Here is a 23,302-nt window from a genome sequence, read left to right on the forward strand (position 1 = left end):
GCGCTGGGTTGCCGTTTCGGCTTTGTTATTGTGACGATCGTTAATTTCGGCGGCCCGTCTCCCGAACGGAACCGCCGCACTGCCTTGGCCTGAACTCTGTCATTCCCATGCCACTGGCTCGCTGCGTACGAGCCAGTGGCTGACGGATGGGCCGGGTACTACACCAGATTGACGTGCAGGCCTTGCTGCACCAGGACATCTCCCAGGGTGTTGCCGCTTTCAAGGGCGGAGTTGTGGTAAACGTCGAACACTTGGCCATCGACCGTCCGTTGGCCCACCGAGCTCCAGGTGCCGCCTTCGGCCTGGGTCAGATTGACCTGGTCACCGACGCTGCCCTTGATCAGCAGGTTGTCACTGGCCGCATCCTTGACGTTCAGCGCCTCGTGCAGATCCAGCGTGATGCTGTTGGTGCCGCTGGTGCCCAAATCGAAGATATCGATGTGTTGCACCTTCAGGCCCAGCGCCGTCAGATCCAGGTTGAGGTTGTTGCCATCCAGCTCCAGGGTGTCGATACCCGCGCCGCCGTCGATCGACAGGAAGTCGAGGGCGTTGACGTGGATCACATCATTACCGCTGCTGCCATGGATGGTGTCACCGCTTGCGGTAGTGCCATCCGCCAGATTGATGGTGACGCCGCCAATGCTGAAGGTGGTGTCCTCAACCGTGGTAACACCAGCGGTATCAACCGGCAGCGTTGGGTTCACCACCAGCGTGCTGGTGACTGGCTCGCTGGTCTCCGTGGTGGTCTGGGTACTGCTGACCTCGCTGGTTGGCGTGCTGGTTTCTGTCGTGGTGTGTTGCACGGCGGCTACCTGAGCATGCTGTACTGTAGTGAGATCGGTCGCGCTGTCGGTGCTGGTGTTTTCGGCACCCGACGTATCCAGTGACAGCGTTTCGACCGCCGCGTTGGCCGTCAGCAGCAGTGGCAATTCGATACCGGATGTCAGCCCTGCAGAGACGCTAACCCCGTTACCCGCCAGGTCGGTGACCGAAGCTGCCACTACGGTGCCCAACAGAGTAGGGATCAGGTTGAGCACATTTAGACCCTTGAGGGCGTTGGTGGTGTCGAATTTCACCGACCAATGACCGGTGGCGTCTACGGTGCCTAGCAGCGTACTGCCCAGCAAGGTGACGCTGACTTTCGCGCCTTGCTGCACGTTCAGGCTGGTACCGCTGACGGTCAGGCCGTTGGTCAGAATGCCCAGCGCACCCGTCAGAGTCCCTAGAGCATCAATACCCAACAGCGGCAGCGCGTGGATTTTCACCGTAGCGTTGGCGTTGGCCGAGCTGGTGTTACCGTAGCGGTCGGTGACGGTAACGCCGACCGACAATGGCCCATCAGCCAGATTGACCAGGTTCAGGGTAGGAACGCTGACGCTCCATTTCCCGTCGTTGCCTACGGCGGCGGTCAATACCAGTCCCCCCACATTAACGCTGACGCTACCGCCGATGGCGTTGGTGGTGGTGCCGCCGATCAGCTGGTTCAGGTTGGCTTCGCTCAGGTTGAGGAAACCATCACCAAACAGACTGCCCAGGCTGACGGTCGGCAGGTTGTGGATACCCACACCCAGATCGGCGCTGATGCTGCCGGTTTTTCCTGCGGAGTTGGTGACCGAAACGCCCAGTGACAGATTGCCGTCCAGCAGGCTGGACAGGTTGAGCGGCGTCAGGCTGAGTGACCAGCTACCATCCGCTTTCACCTGGGTGGTGAAGGTATTGCTGCCCAGATGAACCTGAATGGTAGAGCCCGGTGCGTTGGTAGCGTGCCCGCTGATGATCTGGTTGCCGGTCGCTTCCAGCGCATTCAGCAGGCCATCGCCGCCGAACAGCGGATCCAGCGTCAGGGTTGGCAGGGCGTTGATCAGCACGTTGAGCGGGCTGACCTTGCTCACGGTGTTACCTGCCGCATCGGTGAGGCTGGCGGTGACGTTGGTCAGGCCATCCAACAGCCCTTGCAGATCAAGAGCTGGGATCGGCAACTGCCATTTGCCGGTGGCATCGACGCTGGTGGTGTAGGTGTGACTGCCCAGCGTCAGAGTGATGGTGGTCCCGGCCGACACGTTACCAGCGTTGCCGCTCAGGATCTGCGGTGACAGCAGATCGCTCAGATCCAGCGTGCCGTCGCCAAACAGAGGGTTCAGCGTCAGCGTTGGCAGAATGGTCGCCACGTTGAGGCCTACGCTGGCACCGCTGGAGTTACCTGCCGGATCGGTGACCGTGGCGCTGACGATCAGATTGCCCGCCGCCAGATCCGCCAACTGCAGCGGATTGATGGTGGCGCTCCAGCTACCGTCGGCACCGACCGTGGCGTTCAGTTGCAGCGTACCGACCTTGATCACCACCTGGGAACCTGCCGCCGCATTGGTGGTGGTCCCGCTGATGGTCTGGGTCAGCAACGCTTCGGCCGCATTGAGGAAGCCGTCGCCGCCAAACAGCGGGTTCAGCGCCAGCGTTGGCAGCTTGTTGACGATCACATCAATCGCCGTATTCAGCACGCCGGTGTTACCGGAACCATCCAGCACCGAAACGCCAACGTTGATATTGCCGTCCAGCAGGGTATGCAGATCGGCAGGTTGCAGCACCAGGCTGAACTTGCCGTCGGTACCGACGGTGGTCAGGAAGTTTTTACCGCCAAGAGAAACCTGCACCTGCGCACCGGTGCTGGCGAAGGCCACGGTACCGCTGACGGTTTGTGCCACCAACGCTTCCGCCGCGTTGAGGAAGCCATCACCGCCAAACAGCGGATCGAGCGTGATCACCGGCAGTTTGACATCCAGCTGTAGCCCGGCGGTGGCGCTGGTGGTGTTACCCACCGAGTCGGTCGCCGAGGCGGTGACGGTAAAGTTACCGTTGCCCAGCCCTTGCAGGATACCGAGGATATCCGGCGTGACGGTGGCGCTCCATTTGCCGCCGTCGCCTACGGTGGCCGTCAGCGTTTGCGAACCGGCAATATCCAGATTGATGGTGGCACCCTTCGCCAGATTGGTGACGGTGCCGCTGATGGTCTGGTTAAGCAGCAGGTCGGCCACGTTGAGGATACCGTCGCCAAAGATCGGATCCAGCACGATATGCGGCAGATTGTGGATGATAGCGGTGATATCGATGTTTTTACTCACCACGTTACCAGCAGAGTCGGTCACCGAGACGCCCAGCGCCAGATTGCCGTCGCTCAGGGCAGCCAGATCCAGCGGTGGGATCGACAGGCTCCAGACACCGCCCGCGCCCACGCTAACGGTATAGGTTTTGGTGCCCAGGCTGACGCTAACACTGCCGCCGCCGATACCAAGGCCGTTAATCACCCCGCTGATGGTCTGAGACACACCGGCTTCAACCGCATTCAGCAGGCCATCGCCAAAGGCGGTGACCGGGCCGATCACCGGCAGGTTCTGCGTAAGGACATCGATATCGATCAGGTCGTTGACCACGTTGCCGTGGGAATCAACGATTTGCACCTGTATCTGTGCCAGACCGTCACCCAACAGGCTCAGTTGGCTTGGCAGCAGTGAGACGCTCCACTGGCCGTTGCCGCCCACGTTGGCATCCAGCGTTATCCCGGCAACGGTGACATGCACCACCGCACCGTTGTAATCGCCAGTGGCGTTACCGCTGATCACCTGAGTCAGCAGCGATTCGGCCAGGTTCAGCACGCCATCACCGCCAAACAGGGCGTTAACCCCCGCGCCGAGCGTTTTGTTCAACGCCACGTTCAGCGTTACGTCGGTATGGCTGCTGTTGCCAGCGGTGTCGGTCAGCGTGACGCCGATGATCTGCGGCCCATCGGTCAAGCTTTGCAGATTGAGCGACGGCAGCGGAATGCTCCATTTGCCATCCGGGCCAACCACCACGCTGGCGGTCAACGGCCCTAACGTAACGGTGACGGTTTCGCCAATGCCGCCAGTCCCGGTCAATGTCTGGCCGAGCAGGGCTTCTGCCAGCGTCAGGATATTGTCCCCGGTCAGCAGATCGACCGACAGCAGTGGTGCCGTGGTATCGGTAGTAATGACATGCGTTGCCGGCGTGGTGTTGCCTGCCGCGTCGGACAGGGTGGCATTAATGGTGCTACTGCCCTGCGGCAGGTTAACCAGATCTGCCGGTGGCACGTTGACCGACCAGGTGCCGGCTCCACTGACCTGCGCACTGTAGGTTTTGCCGTTCAGCGTGACGGTGACAATGCGGCCCGCTTCCGAAACCGAAGCGGTACCGGAGATCGCCTGGGCGACTGAGCTTTCACTGGCGTTCAACACGTCGTTACCCGCGAAGGTATTGATGGTGAGCGTTGGTGGAATGCGATCGACCAACACGGTTTCACTGGCGGTAAATACCGTTGGCAGTGGTGTCAGCAACGTGGTGCTGGCCGAAACCACGATATTGCCGTCAACCGGGAAGGTCACCACGGTGCTGAAGGTGCCATCCGCCAGGGTGGTCACCGGGATCCCTAGTGGCAAGCCACCAACGATAATGGTGACAACCTGACCAAGCCCGATCCCGCCAACCACTTTACCGGTCAGGTTGATGATCAGCCCAACTTCGCTGGCGTTAACGATGTTATCGCCTGTCACCGGATCGAGAGTGATGATCTGGCCCGGAGGCGTCAGGTTAACGGTGAAGTTGTGGTTGTCGACGGCGACGTTCCCGGCCTGATCGCTGACCTGAGCCGTGATGCTTGGCGTCCCGCTCAGGGCTTTCAGATCGGCAGGCAGGACAGACACGCTCCAACTGCCATCGGCCAACACCACACCGGTATAGGTTTTGCTATTGAGCGTAACGGTCACTTGTTGCCCAACCGCGACGTTGGTGGAGGTACCGGTTATCAACTGTACCGATTGGCTCTCGGCATAGTTGATGATGTTATCCGCCGTAAAGTTACTGATGGTGACAGACGGCAGCGAGTTGACGGAAATATGTACTGAAGAACCGGCCGTGCCCTGGTTGCCAGCGGCATCCGTGGCGGTCACGGTGATGGTATTATCGCCCTCGGCCAGCGCTTTTAACTGCGGCGTAGTCAGCGCCAGGCTCCAGTTGCCGCCGCTGACCTGTGCGGTAAAGGTTTGCGTCCCAATCTTCACGCTGACCGTAGTCGCATCACCTGCGCTGCCTGTGAGAATTTGCCCCAGGTTGGCCTCGGCCAGGTTGAGGAAACCGTCACCGAACGGTGTGTTGATGGTTGGCACCGGTGCAGTGAGATCGCTGGTGAAGTTCAGGCTGCTGCTATTGGTGTTGCCCGCGGCGTCGGTCGCCGTGACGGTCAGCACGTGTGGCCCATCCAGCAAGGTGCTCAGGGTGGCCGCAGGCAGCGGTAACGACCAGTTGCCGTTGATATCAACCTGCGCGTTGTAACTGACGCCATTGACATCGATAACCACTTTCACCGCCTGGCCTGAGCCATTTACCCCGGTGGTGCCGGTGATCGTCAGCGCACCGGCGGCTTCGCTGATGCTCAGCACACCGTCAACGCCAAACGGCGGAACTATGGTAGGAGTCGGAAGCGTCAGCAGGGCATTAACGTCCAGCGGTGAGGTGGTGGCCGTATTGCCTCCACGATCCTCGACGGTGACCTCAATGGTATGTTGCCCGTTGGTGAACACGGCAAGTTGTGCTGCAGTGAGTTGCAGAGACCAGCCACCCAGCCCATCGGCCTGAGCGGTAAAGGTCTGCTGATTTGGCAGACCTTCGTCCACCGTCACCGTGACGATCTGGCCGCTGCCGATCAGCCCGGTTTTGCCGGTCAGGGTTTGCGTCAGCGCGGCTTCGGCAATATTCAGCAGGCCATCGCCAAAGGGCAGGTCCAGTGTTGGCAACGGCAGCTTGTTGACCAGGATCTCCAGCGCGCCGTTGGTGCTGCTGGTGTTACCCACTGCATCGGTAACCGTCACCGTGATCGGCCAGTTGCCATCCGGCAGGCCGAGCAGGGTGGCACTGTCGAGTGGCAGCGTCCAACTGCCGTCGGCATTTACCGTAGCGGCCAGGTTCAGGCCGTTGACGTTGACCATCACTTTCTGGCCTACGTCGCTGGCAAGCCCGGTGGAACCGGTGAGGGCTCCGCCCAACAAGGCTTCGGCATGGTTGACAATGCCATCGATAAACGGCGTGTCAAACCCGGCCACCGGCAGCCCGGTGAGGATGCTGTCAAAGTCCAACGTCGTGCCGTGGCTGTTGCCGCCTTTATCGGTAGCGACCACGCTGATGGTGTGCGGCCCATCCAACAGCTCCAGCAGATCGGCGGTTGGCAGTGTGACACTCCATTGGCCGTTGTTGCCGACCGTGGCGTTGTAGTCTTTACCGTTGAGGCTGACTACCACCGTTTGACCGTTGCCAATAATGCCGGTGGTGCCGGTCAGCAACTGATTGACCCCGGCTTCCACCAGGTTCAGTGCGCCGTCGCCAAACGGCAGGTTAATGGTTGGATTCGGCAGGATATGCGACAGGATCTCCAGTGAACCACCGGCGCTGGCAGGGTTACCGGCCGCATCCACGGCGGAGACCACCACCTGCACGGTGCCGTCTGCCAGCAAGGCTAGGGCATTGGCTGGGATCAGCGCGCTCCAGGTACCATCGTTATTCACGATACCGTTCACCACGTAGGTGCCAATCTTGACCAATACCGGGGTGTTAACCAGCAGGTTGGCCGCTGCACCACCGATTGGCGTAGCGATGCCCAGTTCGGCAATATTGAGAATATTGTCACCGAACAGCGGGTTCAACGTCAGTGATGGCAGCGTATGGGTATTGACCGCCACCGTGATGGAGTCTGACACGCCGTTACCTGCGGCGTCGGTGACGCTCACGCCGATGGTCACGCTACCATCCAACAGCCCTTGCAGGATATTGCTTGGGATATTGACGCTCCACGCGCCGGTCGTCGGATCCGCCAGGGCGGTATAAACGTTGGCACCCAGCGTGACGGTAACGGTCAGGCCCGGATCGGTATGCCCGCTCAACACTTGCCCCAGCAGTGCTTCCGCCAGGTTCAGGATGCCGTCACCAGCGAAGATATCGATCTCCAGCAACGGCGGCACGGTATCAACAGTGACGTTATGGGTAGCGCTGGCCGGGTTCTCGGCGATATCGGTCACCGAGGCAGTCACGGTCTGCGAACCTTGCGGCAATGCCTGCACGTCGGCTGATGGCACCGTTGCGCTCCAACTGCCGTCTGCTTGTACCACGGCGGTGTAGGTTTTGCCGTTAAGCAGCACGCTGACCACCTGGCCAGGCTGCACGTGGCTGGATCCCCCGCTGATGATGATGGCAGCTTTCGCCTCATTGGCGTTGATGATGTCATCACCGGCAATCACGTTGACCGACAGCTGTGGCAGATTGCCCGCATCGGTGATCACGGTGAGGTTGTGGTTGGCGGTAGCCTGGTTGCCAGAGGTATCGCTAACCGTGGCGGTGAGGGTGTCTTTACCGTCTGGCAAGGCCCCCACATCCACCGCCGGAACCTGCAGGCTCCAACTGCCGTCCGCGCCGACGATGGCGGTGTAGGTTTTGCCATTGAGCGTTACGGTGACCTGTTGCCCCTGTTCGACGCGCTGGCTACCCCCGCTGATGGTCAGCGGCAGGTTGGATTCCGCCAGGCTGAGGTAGTCATCGCCGGACAGGGTGTTGATGGTCAACAGCGGCGCCTGGGCCGGGTCGGTATCCAGGGTGATGCCGTGGCTGACGCTGCCGGTGTTGCCAGCGGCGTCGGTCAAGGTGGCGGTGATGGAAGAGGCACCGTTCGGCAGGTTAGCCAGATCGCCAGCCGGAATGGTGACGCTCCAACTGCCATCCGCCAGCACCAGCCCGTTATAGGTCAAGCCGTTGATGGTGACTTTCACCACCACTGGCTGGCCGCTGTCGTTGATCGGTGCAGTACCGGTGATTTGCAGCGCTTGCTGGCTTTCGGCGATGTTGATGATGTCATCACCGCTGATGGTGTTGATGGTCAGCACCGGCACGGTCAGATCGACTGTGGCGCTGGAGTTGATGCTGGAGGTATTGCCAGCCACGTCGCCGACGGTGACTCCAATGTTGGTTGGGCCGTCAGGCAGGGCCGCCAGATCGGCACTTGGTACGTTCACGCTCCAGTTGCCGTTGTTATCGACAATGCCGGTATAGGTTTTCCCTCCCAGCACCACGCTGACGGTTTGCCCGCTGCCGCTCACCCCGGTGGTGCCGCTTAGCGTTTGATCGCTGGTGGACTCCGCCTTGTTCAGATAGCCATCACCGAACGGCGTGTTCAGGGTGGCAACCGGCAGGCTGTTGATCAGCACGCCCAACTGCTGCGAACCGGTGACCAGGTTGCCCGCTTCGTCGGTGGCACTGACGGTGACGGTCAGTTTGCCATCGCCCAGGATTGTCAGATCCGCTGAAGGAACGGTTGTCGTCCAACTGCCATCGGCCTGCACTATTGCCTCGTAGAACTTACCGTTCAGTGCAATAGTGACGGTTGCACCGGCGGCAACGTTGGTGGAACTCCCGCTGATGCTGATCCCTGCGGCGGCTTCGATGGCGTTCAACTGGTTATCGCCAGTGATTGGAGCAATCGCCAGGGCGCTCTGGGTGAGATCGACCGTAACATCATGGGTGGCGCTGGCCGGGTTACCGGCTTTATCGGTGACGTCGGCGGTGATCGTTAAGTTACCGTTGGTCAGCAGAGCCAGATCGGCCGTCGGTACGCTGGTGCTCCAGGAACCGTCTGCCTGCACGGTGGCGGTATAGGTTTTGCCATTGAGGGTGATGGAAACGATCTGCCCGGCTTCAACGTTCAGGCTGCTGCCGCTCAGGGTTTGCGTTGCCTGCACCTCGGCACCGTCAATAATATTGTTGCCCGCAAAGGTGCCGATGGTCAGCACCGGTGCGTTCAACGCGCTGGCATCAACCCCGATGGCGTGGGTGACGCTAGTGCTGTTACCGGCGCTATCGGTCAAAGTGGCGACCAGGTTATAGCTGCCATCGGACAGTGCGGTGAGATCGGCGCTTGGCAGTGAAGTGCTCCACGAACCATCAGGCTGAACCACTGCGGTGTAAGTCTTACCGTTCAACGTCAGCGTTACGGTACGACCAGCATCGCCGATGGAGGCGGTGCCTGAGACGGTCTGGTTAAGCAGCACTTCTGCGCTGTTAAGCACGTCATCCCCGGCAATGACGCCGATGGTGAGGGTCGGAGCGACCTTATCGACCACGACGGTGCCACTCAGGGTGTTGCTGTTGCCCGCAGAATCGGTGGCCACAACGTTGAGCAATGGCGTCCCATCCGGCAATGCCTGCAGATCGCCAACCGGAACGGTGACGCTCCAGTTGCCGCTACCGTCCACCGTGGCGGTGTAGGTTTTATCCCCAAGGATCACGGTCACGGTTTGCCCCGGCGTGGTAATGCCGGTGGAGCCGGTGATGGTCTGCGGCTGGCCCGCTTCCGTGCCGTTCAGGATGCCATCGCCAAACGGCGTATTGAGGGTGGCGTCTGGCAGGTTATGGATAAATACGCCCAAGGTATGGCTGCTGCTGACCGGGTTACCGGCCTGGTCGACAGCGGAAACGCTCAGGTTGATATTGCCGTCTGCCAACAGCGCCAGATCGGCCGGTGGAACCAGCACACTCCAGGAACCGTCCGCCAGCGTAATGCCGGTGTAGGTTTTGCCGTTCAGCGTTACGGTCACGCTTGCGCCAATGGCCAGATTGAGGCTGCTGCCGCTGATAGCTAATGGCAACAGGCTTTCGGCCAGGTTCAGCTTATCGTCACCGGCAATCACGTCGATGGCGATGCCGCTCAGGGCCGTGTTGACCAGCACGTTGTGCGTTGCTGTGGCCGGATTGCCGGAAGTATCGCTAACGGTGACGTTAATGGTGCTGTTGCCCTGAGCCAGTTGGCCCAGATCGGCGGCGGATACGCTGGTGCTCCAGGTACCGTCTGCCAGCACGGTGGCGGTGTAGGTTTTGCCATTCAGCGTGATGGTCACCAACTGGCCTGCTTCCACGTGGGTGGTGGTGCCGCTCAGCGTCTGGCTGGTTTTCACCTCTGCGCCGTCGATAATATCGTTACCGGCAAACACATTGATGCTCAGGGTTGGCAGATCCAGCGGATTGGCGTCGATCGTCACGGTGTGGGTGACGGTAGTGGTGTTGCCCGCCGCATCGCTCAGGGTGGTGGTCAATGGATAACTGCCATCGCCAATTGTTTGCAGATCGGCGCTTGGGATGGTGGCACTCCAGGTGCCGTCGTTGGCGACTACCCCGGTATAGGACTTACCGTTGAGGGTTACCGTGACGGTACGACCGGCGTCACCGATGGAAGCGGTGCCGGAAACCACCTGGTCGCTGAGGCTTTCCAGGGCGTTAACCTTGTCATCCCCGGCAAACGGCTTGACCGCCAGAGTGGGTGGCACCAGATCGACCTGTGCCGTAGTGCTGCCAGGTACGCTGTTACCCGCGGAGTCCGTAGCGGATACGCTAATGGTATTGCTGCCCGCTGGCAGGTTTTGCAGATCGGCCGATGGGATGGAAACGCTCCAGTTACCGCTGCCATCGACGGTTGCGGTATAGGTTTTGCCACCCAGAGTGACGATCACGCTTTGTCCTGCACCAGGGATGCCTGTGCTGCCGCTCAGCAGTTGTGCCGTGGCGGCTTCAGCCTGATTGAGGAAACCATCGCCAAACGGCAGATTGATGGTTGGCTCTGGCAGGGTATGGATATGCACATCCAGCGAATGACTGTTGCTGACCGGATCGACTCCTGGGTTGGAGACGCTGGCGGTGACCGTGGTCAGGCCGTCTTGCAGGGCCAGCAGATCGGCGCTGTTCACCGAAACGCTCCAACTGCCGTTGGCCAGAACGACGCCGGTGTAGGTTTTACCGTTCAAGGTTACGGTAACGGTTTGGCCTGCGTTCACATTGACCGTAGTCCCGCTGATGGTCAGCGGCTGTGAGGCTTCGGTCAGGTTCAGCTTATCGTCGCCGGCAATCAGGTTAATGGCGATGCTTTCCACCGCCGTATCAACGCTGATGGTATGGCTGCCGGTGGCCGGGTTGCCTGCCCGATCGCTGACGCTGGCGGTGATGGTAGCCTGGCCGTTGGCCAACAGCGCCATATCCGCCGCCGGAACGTTAACGCTCCAGCCGCCGCCTACCTGCACGGTGGCGAAGTAGGTTTTGCCGTTCAAGGTCAGGGTAACGGTCTGGCCCACCTCGACATTGGTGGTGGTACCGGACAGGGCCTGAGTGACCAGCGCTTCGGCCCCGTTAACGATATCGTCCCCGGCGAATGCGCCGATGCTCAGCGTTGGCAGATTGGCCGGGTTGGCATCGACATTGAGGCTGTGGGTGACGCTGGTGCTGTTGCCAGCCGCGTCGGTGAGGGTAGCGACCAGATTGTGGCTACCGTCGGTGAGCGCTTGCAGATCGGCGGCAGGCAGGCTGGTGCTCCACGATCCATCTGGCTGTACCACGGCGGTGTAAGTCTTGCCGTTCAACGTCAGGGTCACGGTGCGACCCGCATCCGCGACCGAGGCGGTGCCGGACACGGTTTGTGCCACTAGCACTTCGGCGGCGTTCAGCACATCATCCCCGGCAACCAGACCCACGGTGAGGGTAGGCGCAGTTGCATCAACGGTGACGGTGGTGTTCAGCGTATTGCTGTTACCGGCGGCATCGGAGACCACTACGGACAAGGCTGGTGTGCCGTCAGGCAGCGCTTGCAGATCGGTAGAAGGAACGCTGACGCTCCAGTTACCGCTGCCGTCCACGGTGCCGGTGTAGGTTTTACCGCCCAGGGTGACCGTGACGGTCTGCCCTGGCGTGGTGATGCCGGTAGACCCTGTGAGGGTCTGAGGCTGGCCCGCTTCGGCACCGTTCAGAATGCCGTCGCCAAACGGCGTATTCAGGGTAGCTTCTGGCAGGCTATGGGTAAAGACGCCCAGGTTGTGGCTGTCGCTGACCGGGTTACCGGCCTGATCGGTGGCAGTGACGGTCACGGTAGCGGTGCCATCGGCCAGCAATGCCAAGTCGGCGGCAGGTACGGAGACGCTCCAGGAACCATCAGCCAGTGTGGTGCCGGTGTAGGTTTTACCGTTCAAGGTCACGGTAACCGTGGCGCCGACGGCCAGATTGGTACTGCTACCGCTGATTGCCAACGGCAGTTGGCTTTCCGCCAGGTTGAGTTTGTCATCACCGGCGATCACGGCAATCGACAGCCCGCTGAGGTCGGTATCGACGGTCACCTCATGACTGCCGCTGGCCGGGTTACCTGCAGTGTCGTTGACGGTGGCGGTAATGGTGGTCTGGCCGTTGGCCAACAACGCCAGGTCGGCAGCCGGTACGCTGGTGCTCCAGGAGCCATCGGCCAGTACGGTGGCTGTGTAGGTTTTACCGTTCAGCGTAATGGTCACGATCTGGCCCGCTTCCACATGGGTGGAGGTGCCTGACAGGGTCTGAGCGGTTTTCACTTCCGCGCCGTCGATGATGTCGTTACCGGCAAATACACCGATGCTGACGGTTGGCAGGTTGGCCGGGTTGGCGTCGACATTGATGCTGTGGGTGACGCTGGTGCTGTTGCCAGCCGCATCGATGAGGATTGCCACCAGATTGTGGCTACCGTCGCTGAGCGCCTGCAGATCGGCAGCGGGTACGCTGGTGCTCCACGAACCATCCGGCTGCACCACGGCGGTGTAGGTTTTGCCGTTCAAGGTCAGGGTCACGGTGCGACCCGCATCCGCGATCGAGGCGCTGCCGGAGACGCTCTGTGCCACCAGCACTTCGGCGGCGTTCAGCACATCATCGCCAGCAATCAGGCCCACGGTGAGGGTAGGCGCGGTTGCATCGACGGTGACGGTGGTATTCAGCGTATTGCTGTTACCTGCGCTGTCAGTAACCGTAACGGTCAAGGCTGGCGTGCCGTCTGGCAGCGCTTGCAGATCGGCTGCCGGAATGGCGGCGCTCCAGTTGCCGCTGGCATCCACGGTGCCGGTATAGGTTTTACCGCCCAGGGTGACCGTGACGGTCTGGCCTGGTGTGGTGATGCCGGTGGACCCCGTGATGGTTTGCGGCTGACCCGCTTCTGCGCCATTCAGAATGCCATCGCCAAACGGCGTGTTCAGCGTGGCGTCTGGCAGGCTATGGATAAACACGCCCAGATCGTGGCTGCCGCTGACCGGGTTACCGGCCTGATCGACGGCGGTCACGCTGAGAGTGGCGGTGCCATCGGCCAGCAACGCCAAGTCGGCGGCAGGCACGGTGACGCTCCAGGAACCGTCTGCCAACGTGGTACCGGTGTAGGTTTTACCATTGAGCGTGACTGTCACGGTTGTCCCCGTGGCCAGGTTGGCACTGCCGCCGTTGATGGTGAGTGGCAGCAGGCTTTCGGCCAGATTCAGCTTGTCGTCACCGGCAATCACGGCAATCGACAGGCCGCTGAGGTTGGTGTCGACGGTCACGTCATGGCTGGCACTGGCCGGGTTCCCGGCACTGTCGCTGACGGTGGCGGTAATGGTGGTCTGGCCGTTGGCCAGCAGTGCCAGATCGGCAGCCGGTACGCTGGTGCTCCAGGAGCCATCGGCCAGCACGGTAGCGGTGTAGGTTTTGCCGTTCAGGGTAATAGTGACGGTCTGGCCCGCTTCCACATGGGCAGTGGTGCCAGACAGGGTTTGAGCGGTCTTCACCTCTGCGCCGTCGATAATGTCATTACCAGCAAATACACCGACGCTGATGGTCGGCAGGTTGGCCGGGTTGGCATCGACGTTGATGCTGTGGGTGACGCTGGTGCTGTTGCCCGCAGTATCGGTGAGGGTAGCGACCAGGTTATGGCTACCGTCGCTGAGCGCCTGCAGATCGGCGGCGGGCAGTGACGCACTCCACGAACCATCCGGTTGCACCACGGCGGTGTAGGTTTTGCCGTTCAAGGTCAGGATGACGGTGCGGCCAGCATCACCAATTGAGGCGGTGCCGGATACGGTTTGTGCCACCAGCACTTCGGCGGCGTTGAGCACATCATCGCCAGCAATCAGGCCCACGGTCAGGGTTGGCGCGGTTGCATCGACGGTGACGGTGGTATTCAGCGTATTGCTGTTGCCAGCGGCATCGGTGACCACTACAGACAAGGCCGGTGTACCGTCTGGCAGCGCTTGCAGATCGGCAGTAGGGACGGTGACGCTCCAGTTGCCGTTGGCATCCACGGTGCCGGTATAGGTTTTACTGCCCAAGGTGACGGTAACGGTCTGCCCCGGCGTGGTGATGCCGGTGGAGCCCGTGATGGTCTGCTGTTGGCCCGCTTCCGTGCCGTTCAGGATGCCATCGCCAAACGGCGTGTTCAGGGTGGCGTCCGGCAGAGTGTGGATAAACACGCCCAGATTATGGCTATTGCTGACCAGGTTGCCGCCCTGATCGACGGCGCTGACGCTGACGGTGGCGGTGCCATCGGCCAGCAGCGCTAAATCGGCGGCTGGGACCTGAACGCTCCAGGAACCGTCTGGCAGGGTTAGGCCGATGTAAATCTTGCCATTCAGCGTCACGGTGACGATGGCACCGAGCGGCAGGTTGGCGCTGTCGCCGGAGATCGTCAGCGGCTGCAGACTTTCGGCCAGATTCAGTTTGTCATCTCCTGCGATCACGGAGATGGACAGCCCACTGAGATTGGTATTGACGGTCACGTCATGACTGGCGTTGGCCGGGTTACCGGCGCTGTCGCTGACGGTGGCGGTGATGGTGGTCTGGCCGTTAGCCAACAGTGCCAGGTCGGCAGCCGGTACGCTGGTGCTCCAGGAGCCATCGGCCAGCACGGTAGCGGTGTAAGTTTTGCCGTTCAGCGTGATGGTGACGGTCTGGCCCGCTTCCACATGGGTGGTGGTACCGGTCAGGGTTTGGGCGGTTTTCACCTCTGCGCCGTCGACAATGTCGTTACCGGCGAACACGTTGATGCCGAGCGTTGGCAGATTGGCCGGGTTGGCGTCGACGTTGATGTTGTGGGTGACGCTGGTGCTGTTGCCCGCCGCATCGGTGAGGGTGGCGACCAGGTTATGGCTGCCGTCGCTGAGTGCTTGCAGATCGGCGGCAGGCAGGCTGGTGCTCCATGAACCGTCTGGCTGCACCACGGCGGTGTAGGTTTTACCGTTCAAGGTCAGGGTGACGGTGCGGCCAGCATCACCAATCGAGGCGGTACCGGAGACGGTCTGTGCCACCTGTACTTCCGCGGCATTCAACACATCATCCCCAGCCACTACGTTAACGGTGAGGGTTGGGGCAGTCTCATCGACGGTAACGGTGGTGTTCAGCGTATTGCTGTTACCGGCGGCATCCGTAACGGTTACGGACAGGGTAGGCGTGCCGTCTGGCAGCGCTTGCAGATCGGCTGCCGGAATGGTGGCGCTCCAGTTGCCGCTGGCATCCACGGTGCCGGTGTAGGTTTTTCCGCCCAGGGTGACGGTAACGGTCTGCCCCGGCGTGGTGATGCCGGTAGACCCCGTGATGGTTTGTGGCTGACCCGCTTCTGCGCTATTCAGAATGCCATCGCCAAACGGTGTGTTCAGGGTGGCGGTTGGCAGACTATGGATAAACACGCCCAGATCGTGGTTGCCGCTGACCGGATTACCGGCCTGGTCGACGGCGGTGACGGTCACGGTGGTGGTGCCATCGGCCAGTAAGGCCAAGTCGGCGGCAGGCACGGAGACGCTCCAGGAGCCGTCTGCCAGCGTGGTGCCGGTGTAGGTTTTACCGTTCAAGGTCACGGTAACCGTAGTCCCGACGGCCAGGTTCTGGCTGTTGCCATTGATCGCCAGCGGCAGCTGGCTTTCCGCCAGGCTGAGTTTGTCATCACCGGCAATGACGGCGATAGACAGCCCGCTGAGGTCGGTATCGACGGTCACGTCATGGCTGGCGCTGGCCGGGTTCCCGGCGCTGTCGCTGACGGTGGCGGTAATGCTGGTCTGGCCGTTGGCCAGCAGCGCCAGATCGGCAGCCGGTACGCTGGTGCTCCAGGAACCGTCTGCCAGCACGGTGGCGGTGTAGGTTTTGCCGTTCAGGGTGATAGTGACGGTCTGGCCCGCTTCCACATGGGTGGTGGTACCGGTCAGGGTTTGGGCGGTTTTCACCTCTGCGCCGTCGACAATGTCGTTACCGGCGAACACGTTGATGCCGAGCGTTGGCAGATTGGCCGGGTTGGCGTCGACGTTGATGTTGTGGGTGACGCTGGTGCTGTTGCCCGCCGCATCGGTGAGGGTGGCGACCAGGTTATGGCTGCCGTCGCTGAGTGCTTGCAGATCGGCGGCAGGCAGGCTGGTGCTCCATGAACCGTCTGGCTGCACCACGGCGGTGTAGGTTTTACCGTTCAAGGTCAGGGTGACGGTGCGGCCAGCATCACCAATCGAGGCGGTACCGGAGACGGTCTGCGCCACCAGCACTTCGGCTGCGTTCAGCACGTCATCCCCTGCAACCAGACTCACGGTGAGGGTTGGCGCGGTCTCATCGACGGTGACGGTGGTGTTCAAGGTGTTGCTGTTGCCCGCCGCATCGGTGACCGTGACGGTCAAGGCTGGCGTGCCGTCTGGCAGCGCTTGCAGGTCGGCCGCAGGAATGGTGACGCTCCAGTTGCCGTTGGCATCCACGGTGCCGGTATAGGTTTTACCGCCCAGGGTGACGGTAACGCTCTGCCCCGGCGTAGTGATGCCAGTGGTACCGGTGAGCGTCTGGGATTGGCCCGCCTCTGCACCGTTCAGGATGCCATCGCCAAATGGCGTGTTCAGGGTGGCGTCCGGCAGGCTATGGATAAACACGCCCAGGTTGTGGCTGTCGCTGACCGGGTTACCGGCCTGATCGACGGCGCTTACTGTCACGGAGGCGGAACCATCGGCCAGCAACGCCAGATCGGCGGCAGGCACGGTGACGCTCCAGGAGCCGTCCGCCAGGGTAGTGCCGGTGTAAGTTTTACCGTTCAGGGTCAGGGTGACCGTAGTTCCGACGGCCAGGTTGGCACTGCTGCCGCTGATGACCAATGGCGACTGACTTTCTGCCAGGCTGAGTTTGTCATCACCGGCAATGACGGCGATAGACAGCCCGCTCAGGCTGGTGTCGACGGTCACGTTATGGCTGGCACTGGCCGGGTTCCCGGCGCTGTCGTTGACGGTGGCGGTGATGGTGGTCTGGCCGTTGGTCAGCAGCGCCAGATCGGCAGCCGGTACGCTGGTGCTCCAGGAACCGTCTGCCAGCACGGTGGCGGTGTAGGTTTTGCCGTTCAGGGTGATGGTGACGGTCTGGCCCGCTTCCACATGGGTGGTGGTACCAGTCAGGGTTTGGGCGGTTTTCACCTCTGCGCCATCGACAATGTCGTTACCGGCGAAGATGCCGATGCTGACGGTTGGCAGATTGGCCGGGTTGGCGTCGACGTTGATGCCGTGGGTGACGCTGGTGCTGTTGCCCGCCGCATCGGTGAGGGTAGCGACCAGATTGTGGCTACCGTCGGCCAGGGCGGCGAGGTCGGCCGCAGGCAGGCTGGTGCTCCATGAACCATCTGGCTGCACCACGGCGGTGTAGGTTTTACCGTTCAAGGTCAGGGTCACGGTGCGGCCCGCATCGGCCACGGAAGCGGTGCCAGACACGGTCTGTGCCACCAGCACTTCGGCAGCGTTCAGCACATCATCGCCAGCAATCAGGCCCACGGTCAGAGTTGGTGCCGTCGTATCGACGGTAACGGTGGTGTTCAAGGTGTTGCTGTTGCCCGCCGCATCGGTGACCGTGACGGTCAAGGCTGGCGTGCCGTCTGGCAGCGCTTGCAGGTCGGCCGCAGGAATGGTGACGCTCCAGTTGCCGTTGGCATCCACGGTGCCGGTATAGGTTTTACCGCCGAGTGAGACGGTGACGGTTTGGCCTGGCGTGGTAATACCTGTGGTGCCAGTGAGGGTCTGCGGTTGACCCGCTTCCGTGCCATTCAGGATGCCATCGCCAAACGGTGTGTTCAGGGTGGCGTCTGGCAGGGTGTGGGTAAAGACGCCCAGGTTGTGGCTATCGCTGACCGGGTTACCGGCCTGATCGACGGCGGTGACGGTCACGGTGGCGGTACCATCGGCCAGCAACGCCAAGTCGGCGGCAGGCACGGTGACGCTCCAGGAGCCGTCTGCCAGCGTGGTGCCGGTGTAGGTTTTACCGTTCAGGGTGACAGTAACCGTAGTCCCGACGGCCAGGTTGGCGCTGCTGCCGTTAATGGCCAGCGGCAGCTGGCTTTCCGCCAGGCTGAGTTTGTCATCACCGGCAATGACGGCGATAGACAGCCCGCTGAGGTCGGTGTCGACGGTCACGTCATGGCTGGCACTGGCCGGGTTCCCGGCGCTGTCGCTGACGGTGGCGGTAATGGTGGTCTGGCCGTTGGCCAGCAGCGCCAGATCCGCAGCCGGTACGCTGGTGCTCCAGGAACCGTCTGCTAGCACGGTGGCGGTGTAGGTTTTGCCGTTCAGGGTGATGGTGACGGTCTGGCCCGCTTCCACATGGGTGGTGGTACCGGTCAGAGTCTGAGCGGTTTTCACCTCTGCGCCGTCGACAATGTCGTTACCGGCGAACACGCCGATGCTGAGCGTTGGCAGATTGGCCGGGTTGGCGTCGACGTTGATGCCGTGGGTGACGCTGGTGCTGTTGCCTGCCGCATCGGTGAGGGTAGCGACCAGGTTATGGCTACCATCGCTAAGCGCTTGCAGATCGGCGGCAGGTAGGCTGGTGCTCCATGAACCGTCTGGCTGCACCACGGCGGTGTAGGTTTTACCGTTCAAGGTCAGGGTGACGGTGCGGCCCGCATCGGCAACGGACGCAGTGCCGGAGACGGTCTGCACCACCAGCACCTCAGCAGCGTTGAGGATATCGTCGCCTGCGATGGTGTTGATGGTGAGGGTTGGCGCGGTCTCATCGACGGTGACGGTGGTGTTCAGCGTATTGCTATTGCCCGCCGCATCGGTGACCGTGACGCTCAAGGCCGGCGTGCCGTCTGGCAATGCTTGCAGATCGGCCGCAGGAATGGTGATGCTCCAGTTGCCGTTGGCATCCACGGTGCCGGTATAGGTTTTACCGCCCAGGGTGACCGTGACGGTTTGCCCTGGCGTGGTGATGCCAGTCGTCCCAGTCAATGTCTGCGGTTGGCCCGCCTCTGCGCCGTTCAGGATGCCATCGCCAAACGGCGTGTTCAGGGTGACGTCCGGCAGGCCATGGATAAATACGTCCAGGTTGTGGCTGTCGCTAACCGGGTTACCGGCCTGATCGACGGCGCTCACTGTCACGGAGGCGGAACCATCGGCCAGCAACGCCAGATCGGCGGCAGGCACGGTGACGCTCCAGGAGCCGTTCGCCAGGGTAGTGCCGGTGTAGGTTTTACCGTTCAGGGTCAGGGTGACCGTAGTTCCGACTGCCAGGTTGGCACTGCTGCCGCTGATGACCAATGGAGACTGACTTTCTGCCAGGCTGAGTTTGTCATCACCGGCAATGACGGCGATAGACAGCCCGCTCAGGCTGGTGTCGACGGTCACGTCATGGCTGGCACTGGCCGGGTTCCCGGCGCTGTCGTTGACGGTGGCGGTGAGGGTGGTCTGGCCGTTGGTCAGCAGCGCCAGATCGGCAGCCGGTACGCTGGTGCTCCAGGAACCGTCTGCCAGCACGGTGGCGGTGTAGGTTTTGCCGTTTAGTGTGATGGTGACGGTCTGGCCCGCTTCCACATGAGTGGTGGTACCGGTCAGGGTCTGAGCGGTTTTCACCTCTGCGCCGTCGACAATGTCGTTACCGGCGAACACGCCGATGCTGAGCGTTGGCAGATTGGCCGGGTTGGCGTCGACGTTGATGCCGTGGGTGACGCTGGTGCTGTTGCCTGCCGCATCGGTGAGGGTGGCGACCAGATTATGGTTGCCGTCGGCCAGAGCGGCGAGGTCAGCTGCTGGCAGTGAAGCGCTCCAGGTGCCGTCCGCTTGTACCACAGCGGTGTAGGTCTTGCCGTTCAAGGTCAGGGTGACGGTGCGGCCCGCATCGGCAACGGACGCAGTGCCGGAGACGGTCTGCGCCACCAGCACCTCAGCAGCGTTGAGGATATCGTCGCCCGCGATGGTGTTGATGGTGAGGGTTGGCGCGGTCTCATCGACGGTGACGGTGGTGTTCAGCGTATTGCTGTTGCCCGCCGCATCGGTAACCGTGATGGTCAAGGCCGGCGTGCCGTCTGGCAACGCTTGCAGATCGGCGGCAGGGATGGTGACGCTCCAATGGCCGCTGCCATCCACGGTGCCGGTATAGGTTTTACCGCCCAGGGTGATGGTGATGGTCTGGCCCGGGCTGGTGATGCCGGTGGTGCCGGTAAGCGTCTGTGGCTGACCCGCTTCTGCGCCATTCAGGATGCCATCACCAAACGGCGTGTCCAGAGTCACCGCAGGCAAATCATGAGTGTAAACGTCCAGATTGTGCGTGGTGGTCACGGTAGAACCATCGTTGCCTGTCACGCTGGCAGAAATGGTGTTGCTGCCTTCGGCCAGCAGTTGCAGATCGGCGCTAGGCACCTGCAATGTCCAACTGCCGTCTGCCAATACCAGCGCGGTATAGGTTTTGCCATTGAGCGTGACGGTAACGGTAGCCCCGGTGGCGACGTTGGCCGTGGTGCCGCTGATGGCAAGAGGAAGCCCGGCTTCGACGGCGTTGAGTTTATCGTCTGAAGAGACAATACCGATATTGATTGCCGAAGCATTGCTGTCTACGGTGATCACTTGTGGGGCGGTAGTGGTGGTATTGCCTGCCTGATCGCTGAGCGTGGCGATCATCTGATAGCTACCGTCGATCAACGCGGCCATATCCGCGGCTGGCACGCTGATGCTCCATTTGCCATCGGCACCTACGATGCCGGTATAGGTTTTACCATTGAAGGAAATGCTGACCACCTGCCCAGCCTCGCTGACGGAAGCGGTGCCGGTGATGTTTTGCGCCGATTTTTGCTCGTCGACGGTGATCAAATCGTCGCCGGTAAATTTATCCAACGTCAGCACCGGTGGCACGGTATCTACCTGCAAGTGCTCCGTCACGGTAGTGCTGTTGCCTGCGGCGTCGGTAGCCGTCACGGTGAGGGTATTATCCCCTTGAGCCAACGCCTGCAGGTCTGCGGCAGGCAGTACCAGGCTCCACTTGCCATCCCCGCCAGTGACTGTCGTGTAGGTTTTACCATTCAGGGTAACGACAATGGTCTGGCCAGGATTGCTGGTGCCGCTCAGGGTCTGTGATGTTTGCGCCTCGGCGGCGTTGAGTACGTCGTCTCCGGCCAGTTTGTTGACGGTCAGCACCGGGGCGGTCAAATCGACGGTGATGTTCTCATGCGCATTGGCGCTTTGGCCTGCTTTGTCGGTGACGGTGGCATTGAGCGTGATCGAGCCATTGGCCAGCGCGGCCAGATCGGCGGCAGGCAGTGAAAGCGACCAACTGCCATCGCCTTGAACCACTGCGCTATAGGTTTTGCCGTTCAAGGTGATGGTAACGGTTTGCCCTGCTTGAACATTTTGCGTATGGCCGCTCAGCGTTTGGGTGCTTTTCGCTTCGTTGGCGTTGATTACGTTATCGCCGGTCAGGGCGTTAATCGTGATCTGCGGGGTAGGATTAACTACGGTGGTATCAACCGAGATCTGATGATCGACCGTGGTTTGGTTGCCCACTTTATCGACGGAGGTCACGATTAACTCGTAGTTACCGTTTTTCAGCAAAGCCAGATCTGCCGCAGGCAGTTGCAGGCTCCATTTGCCGTCGCTACCCACCGTCGTGGTGTAGGTTTTACCGTTCAGGGTAATGGTAATTGTCAGCCCGACCTCGCCGGTACCGCTCAGCGCCTGCGCCGCTTTTAACTCGGCACCGGTCAGGTGGTCATCGCCGGTCAGCTTGTTGACGGTCAAGACAGGCGGGGTGGTATCGACCAGTACGCTGATCGTTTTTTCGACGCTGATCCCCTCCTGGTTAGTCAGTTTAACCGTCAGTTGATAATTGCCGTCTTTTAGGCCAGCAAGCGCAGCGGAGCTGAAATCAAAGCTCCACTTGCCATCGGCCCCGACGGTAGTGGTGTAACTTTTGCCGTTGAGCGTCAGCGTGATGGTCACGCCTGCGGCAACGCCGGTGGTCAGGCCGCTCAGTAACTGGGCAATTTTAACTTCACTGGCGTTGAGAACGTTGTCCTGACCCAGTTTTCCTACGGTCAGGGTAGGTTGTTCTGGTGGTACGGACGGTTCGTCATTGTTGTGGTCGTTCTTCCCCGTCCCGGTAGCTATGGCGACGCCAGCCCCCAGCGCCAGGCCGGCTAGAATGGCGGCGATGGCACCGTTGGATAAATCATGGTTGCCAATTAGCAGAGGTGAAACGTCAGACAGTGATTCAAACTGCGGCGTGATCAGCATTGGTTCAGTGGTAGCGGCGGTTGCCGGGAATATCGCGTGCTGGATGGCGCCATTGCCATCATCAAACACCAATTCGCTGTGTTTACCGTCGGCGTCCACTTCAAAGAAGCTCTGATAACGTACCGTGGTGCCATCTTTCATATGCACGATCAGGTCGTTACCTTGGCGTTCATAGCTGCTCACCAAAGCCTGAGTACCATGGATCCGCACAATACTGCTTTGTGTGAGGCTGACGGAACGGGTACCGGTTGCTACGTCAGCGATTTTCGCGCCGCCATGACGAGCAATAATATCAACAGCCCCAAGGGTAAAATTGGATTGTGCCATGTGGTTAGCCTCTGAACGCCAAAGTTAATTTGCATAGCGCGCCAAAGCCGTTTGTGTGGCTTTTGTAGGCGCGCTGGAATGCCCGAGGGGGTGCCCTAGAGCTAAATTTAACCTGGTGTTTAGATGACTAATTAATACAAAGTTAACACTAAACTCATCCCTGAAAGGGTTTTAAGATTAATCTTCCTAATTTATCCGTGAGGTAAGGTATAAGCGAGCTTTGATAAAAATGCCATACGTAGTAATGATTATTGTGCGAATTTGCTATTGATAAAAATTCTTATTTACCAAGGTGGGTAAGTACCCATGGATAATTGATGGTTTCTTAATTCAGCGGGGTGTTTTAATTTTAAATTAGATAATTTGTATTTTAATTACCATTTAAATTAGCTGCCATTACATAGTTAATTTATTAAAATCAATAGGTTAATTTTTTTTACGTTAAAGGTTTTACTTATTTTATAACTGGTGCTACCGGGTGGAGTAAATAAGATAATTACATTACAAAGTTAACGGTTTTTACGGGTTTTATTGGCATGTCTTTGCGGGCTAATAAAGAGATGTTTTTTGAAAGTGTGAGGCTAATGCTTTTTATTTATTAGTTATGTTACTGATTTATCTATGCGTCATAA

1 protein-coding gene is annotated in these 23,302 nt (G+C 60.4%); it reads right to left on the bottom strand.

The genetic code is table 11. The features are described 5' to 3' along the window. Positions 1-158: 158 nt before the first annotated feature. On the bottom strand, positions 159-22,670 hold the full coding sequence (locus tag KGP21_RS06010) for an Ig-like domain-containing protein (protein WP_223537506.1): 22,512 nt from the start codon (positions 22,668-22,670) through the stop codon (positions 159-161). Between the last annotated feature and the right edge of the window lie 632 nt (positions 22,671-23,302).

This window comes from Serratia sp. JSRIV004 (genome assembly GCF_019968705.1).
Classification (GTDB): domain Bacteria; phylum Pseudomonadota; class Gammaproteobacteria; order Enterobacterales; family Enterobacteriaceae; genus Chania; species Chania fonticola_B.

Excerpts from the sequence above, each read along its gene's own strand:
- KGP21_RS06010 (WP_223537506.1), bottom strand. The coding sequence starts at position 22,670 with ATGGCACAATCCAATTTTACCCTTGGGGCTGTTGATATTATTGCTCGT.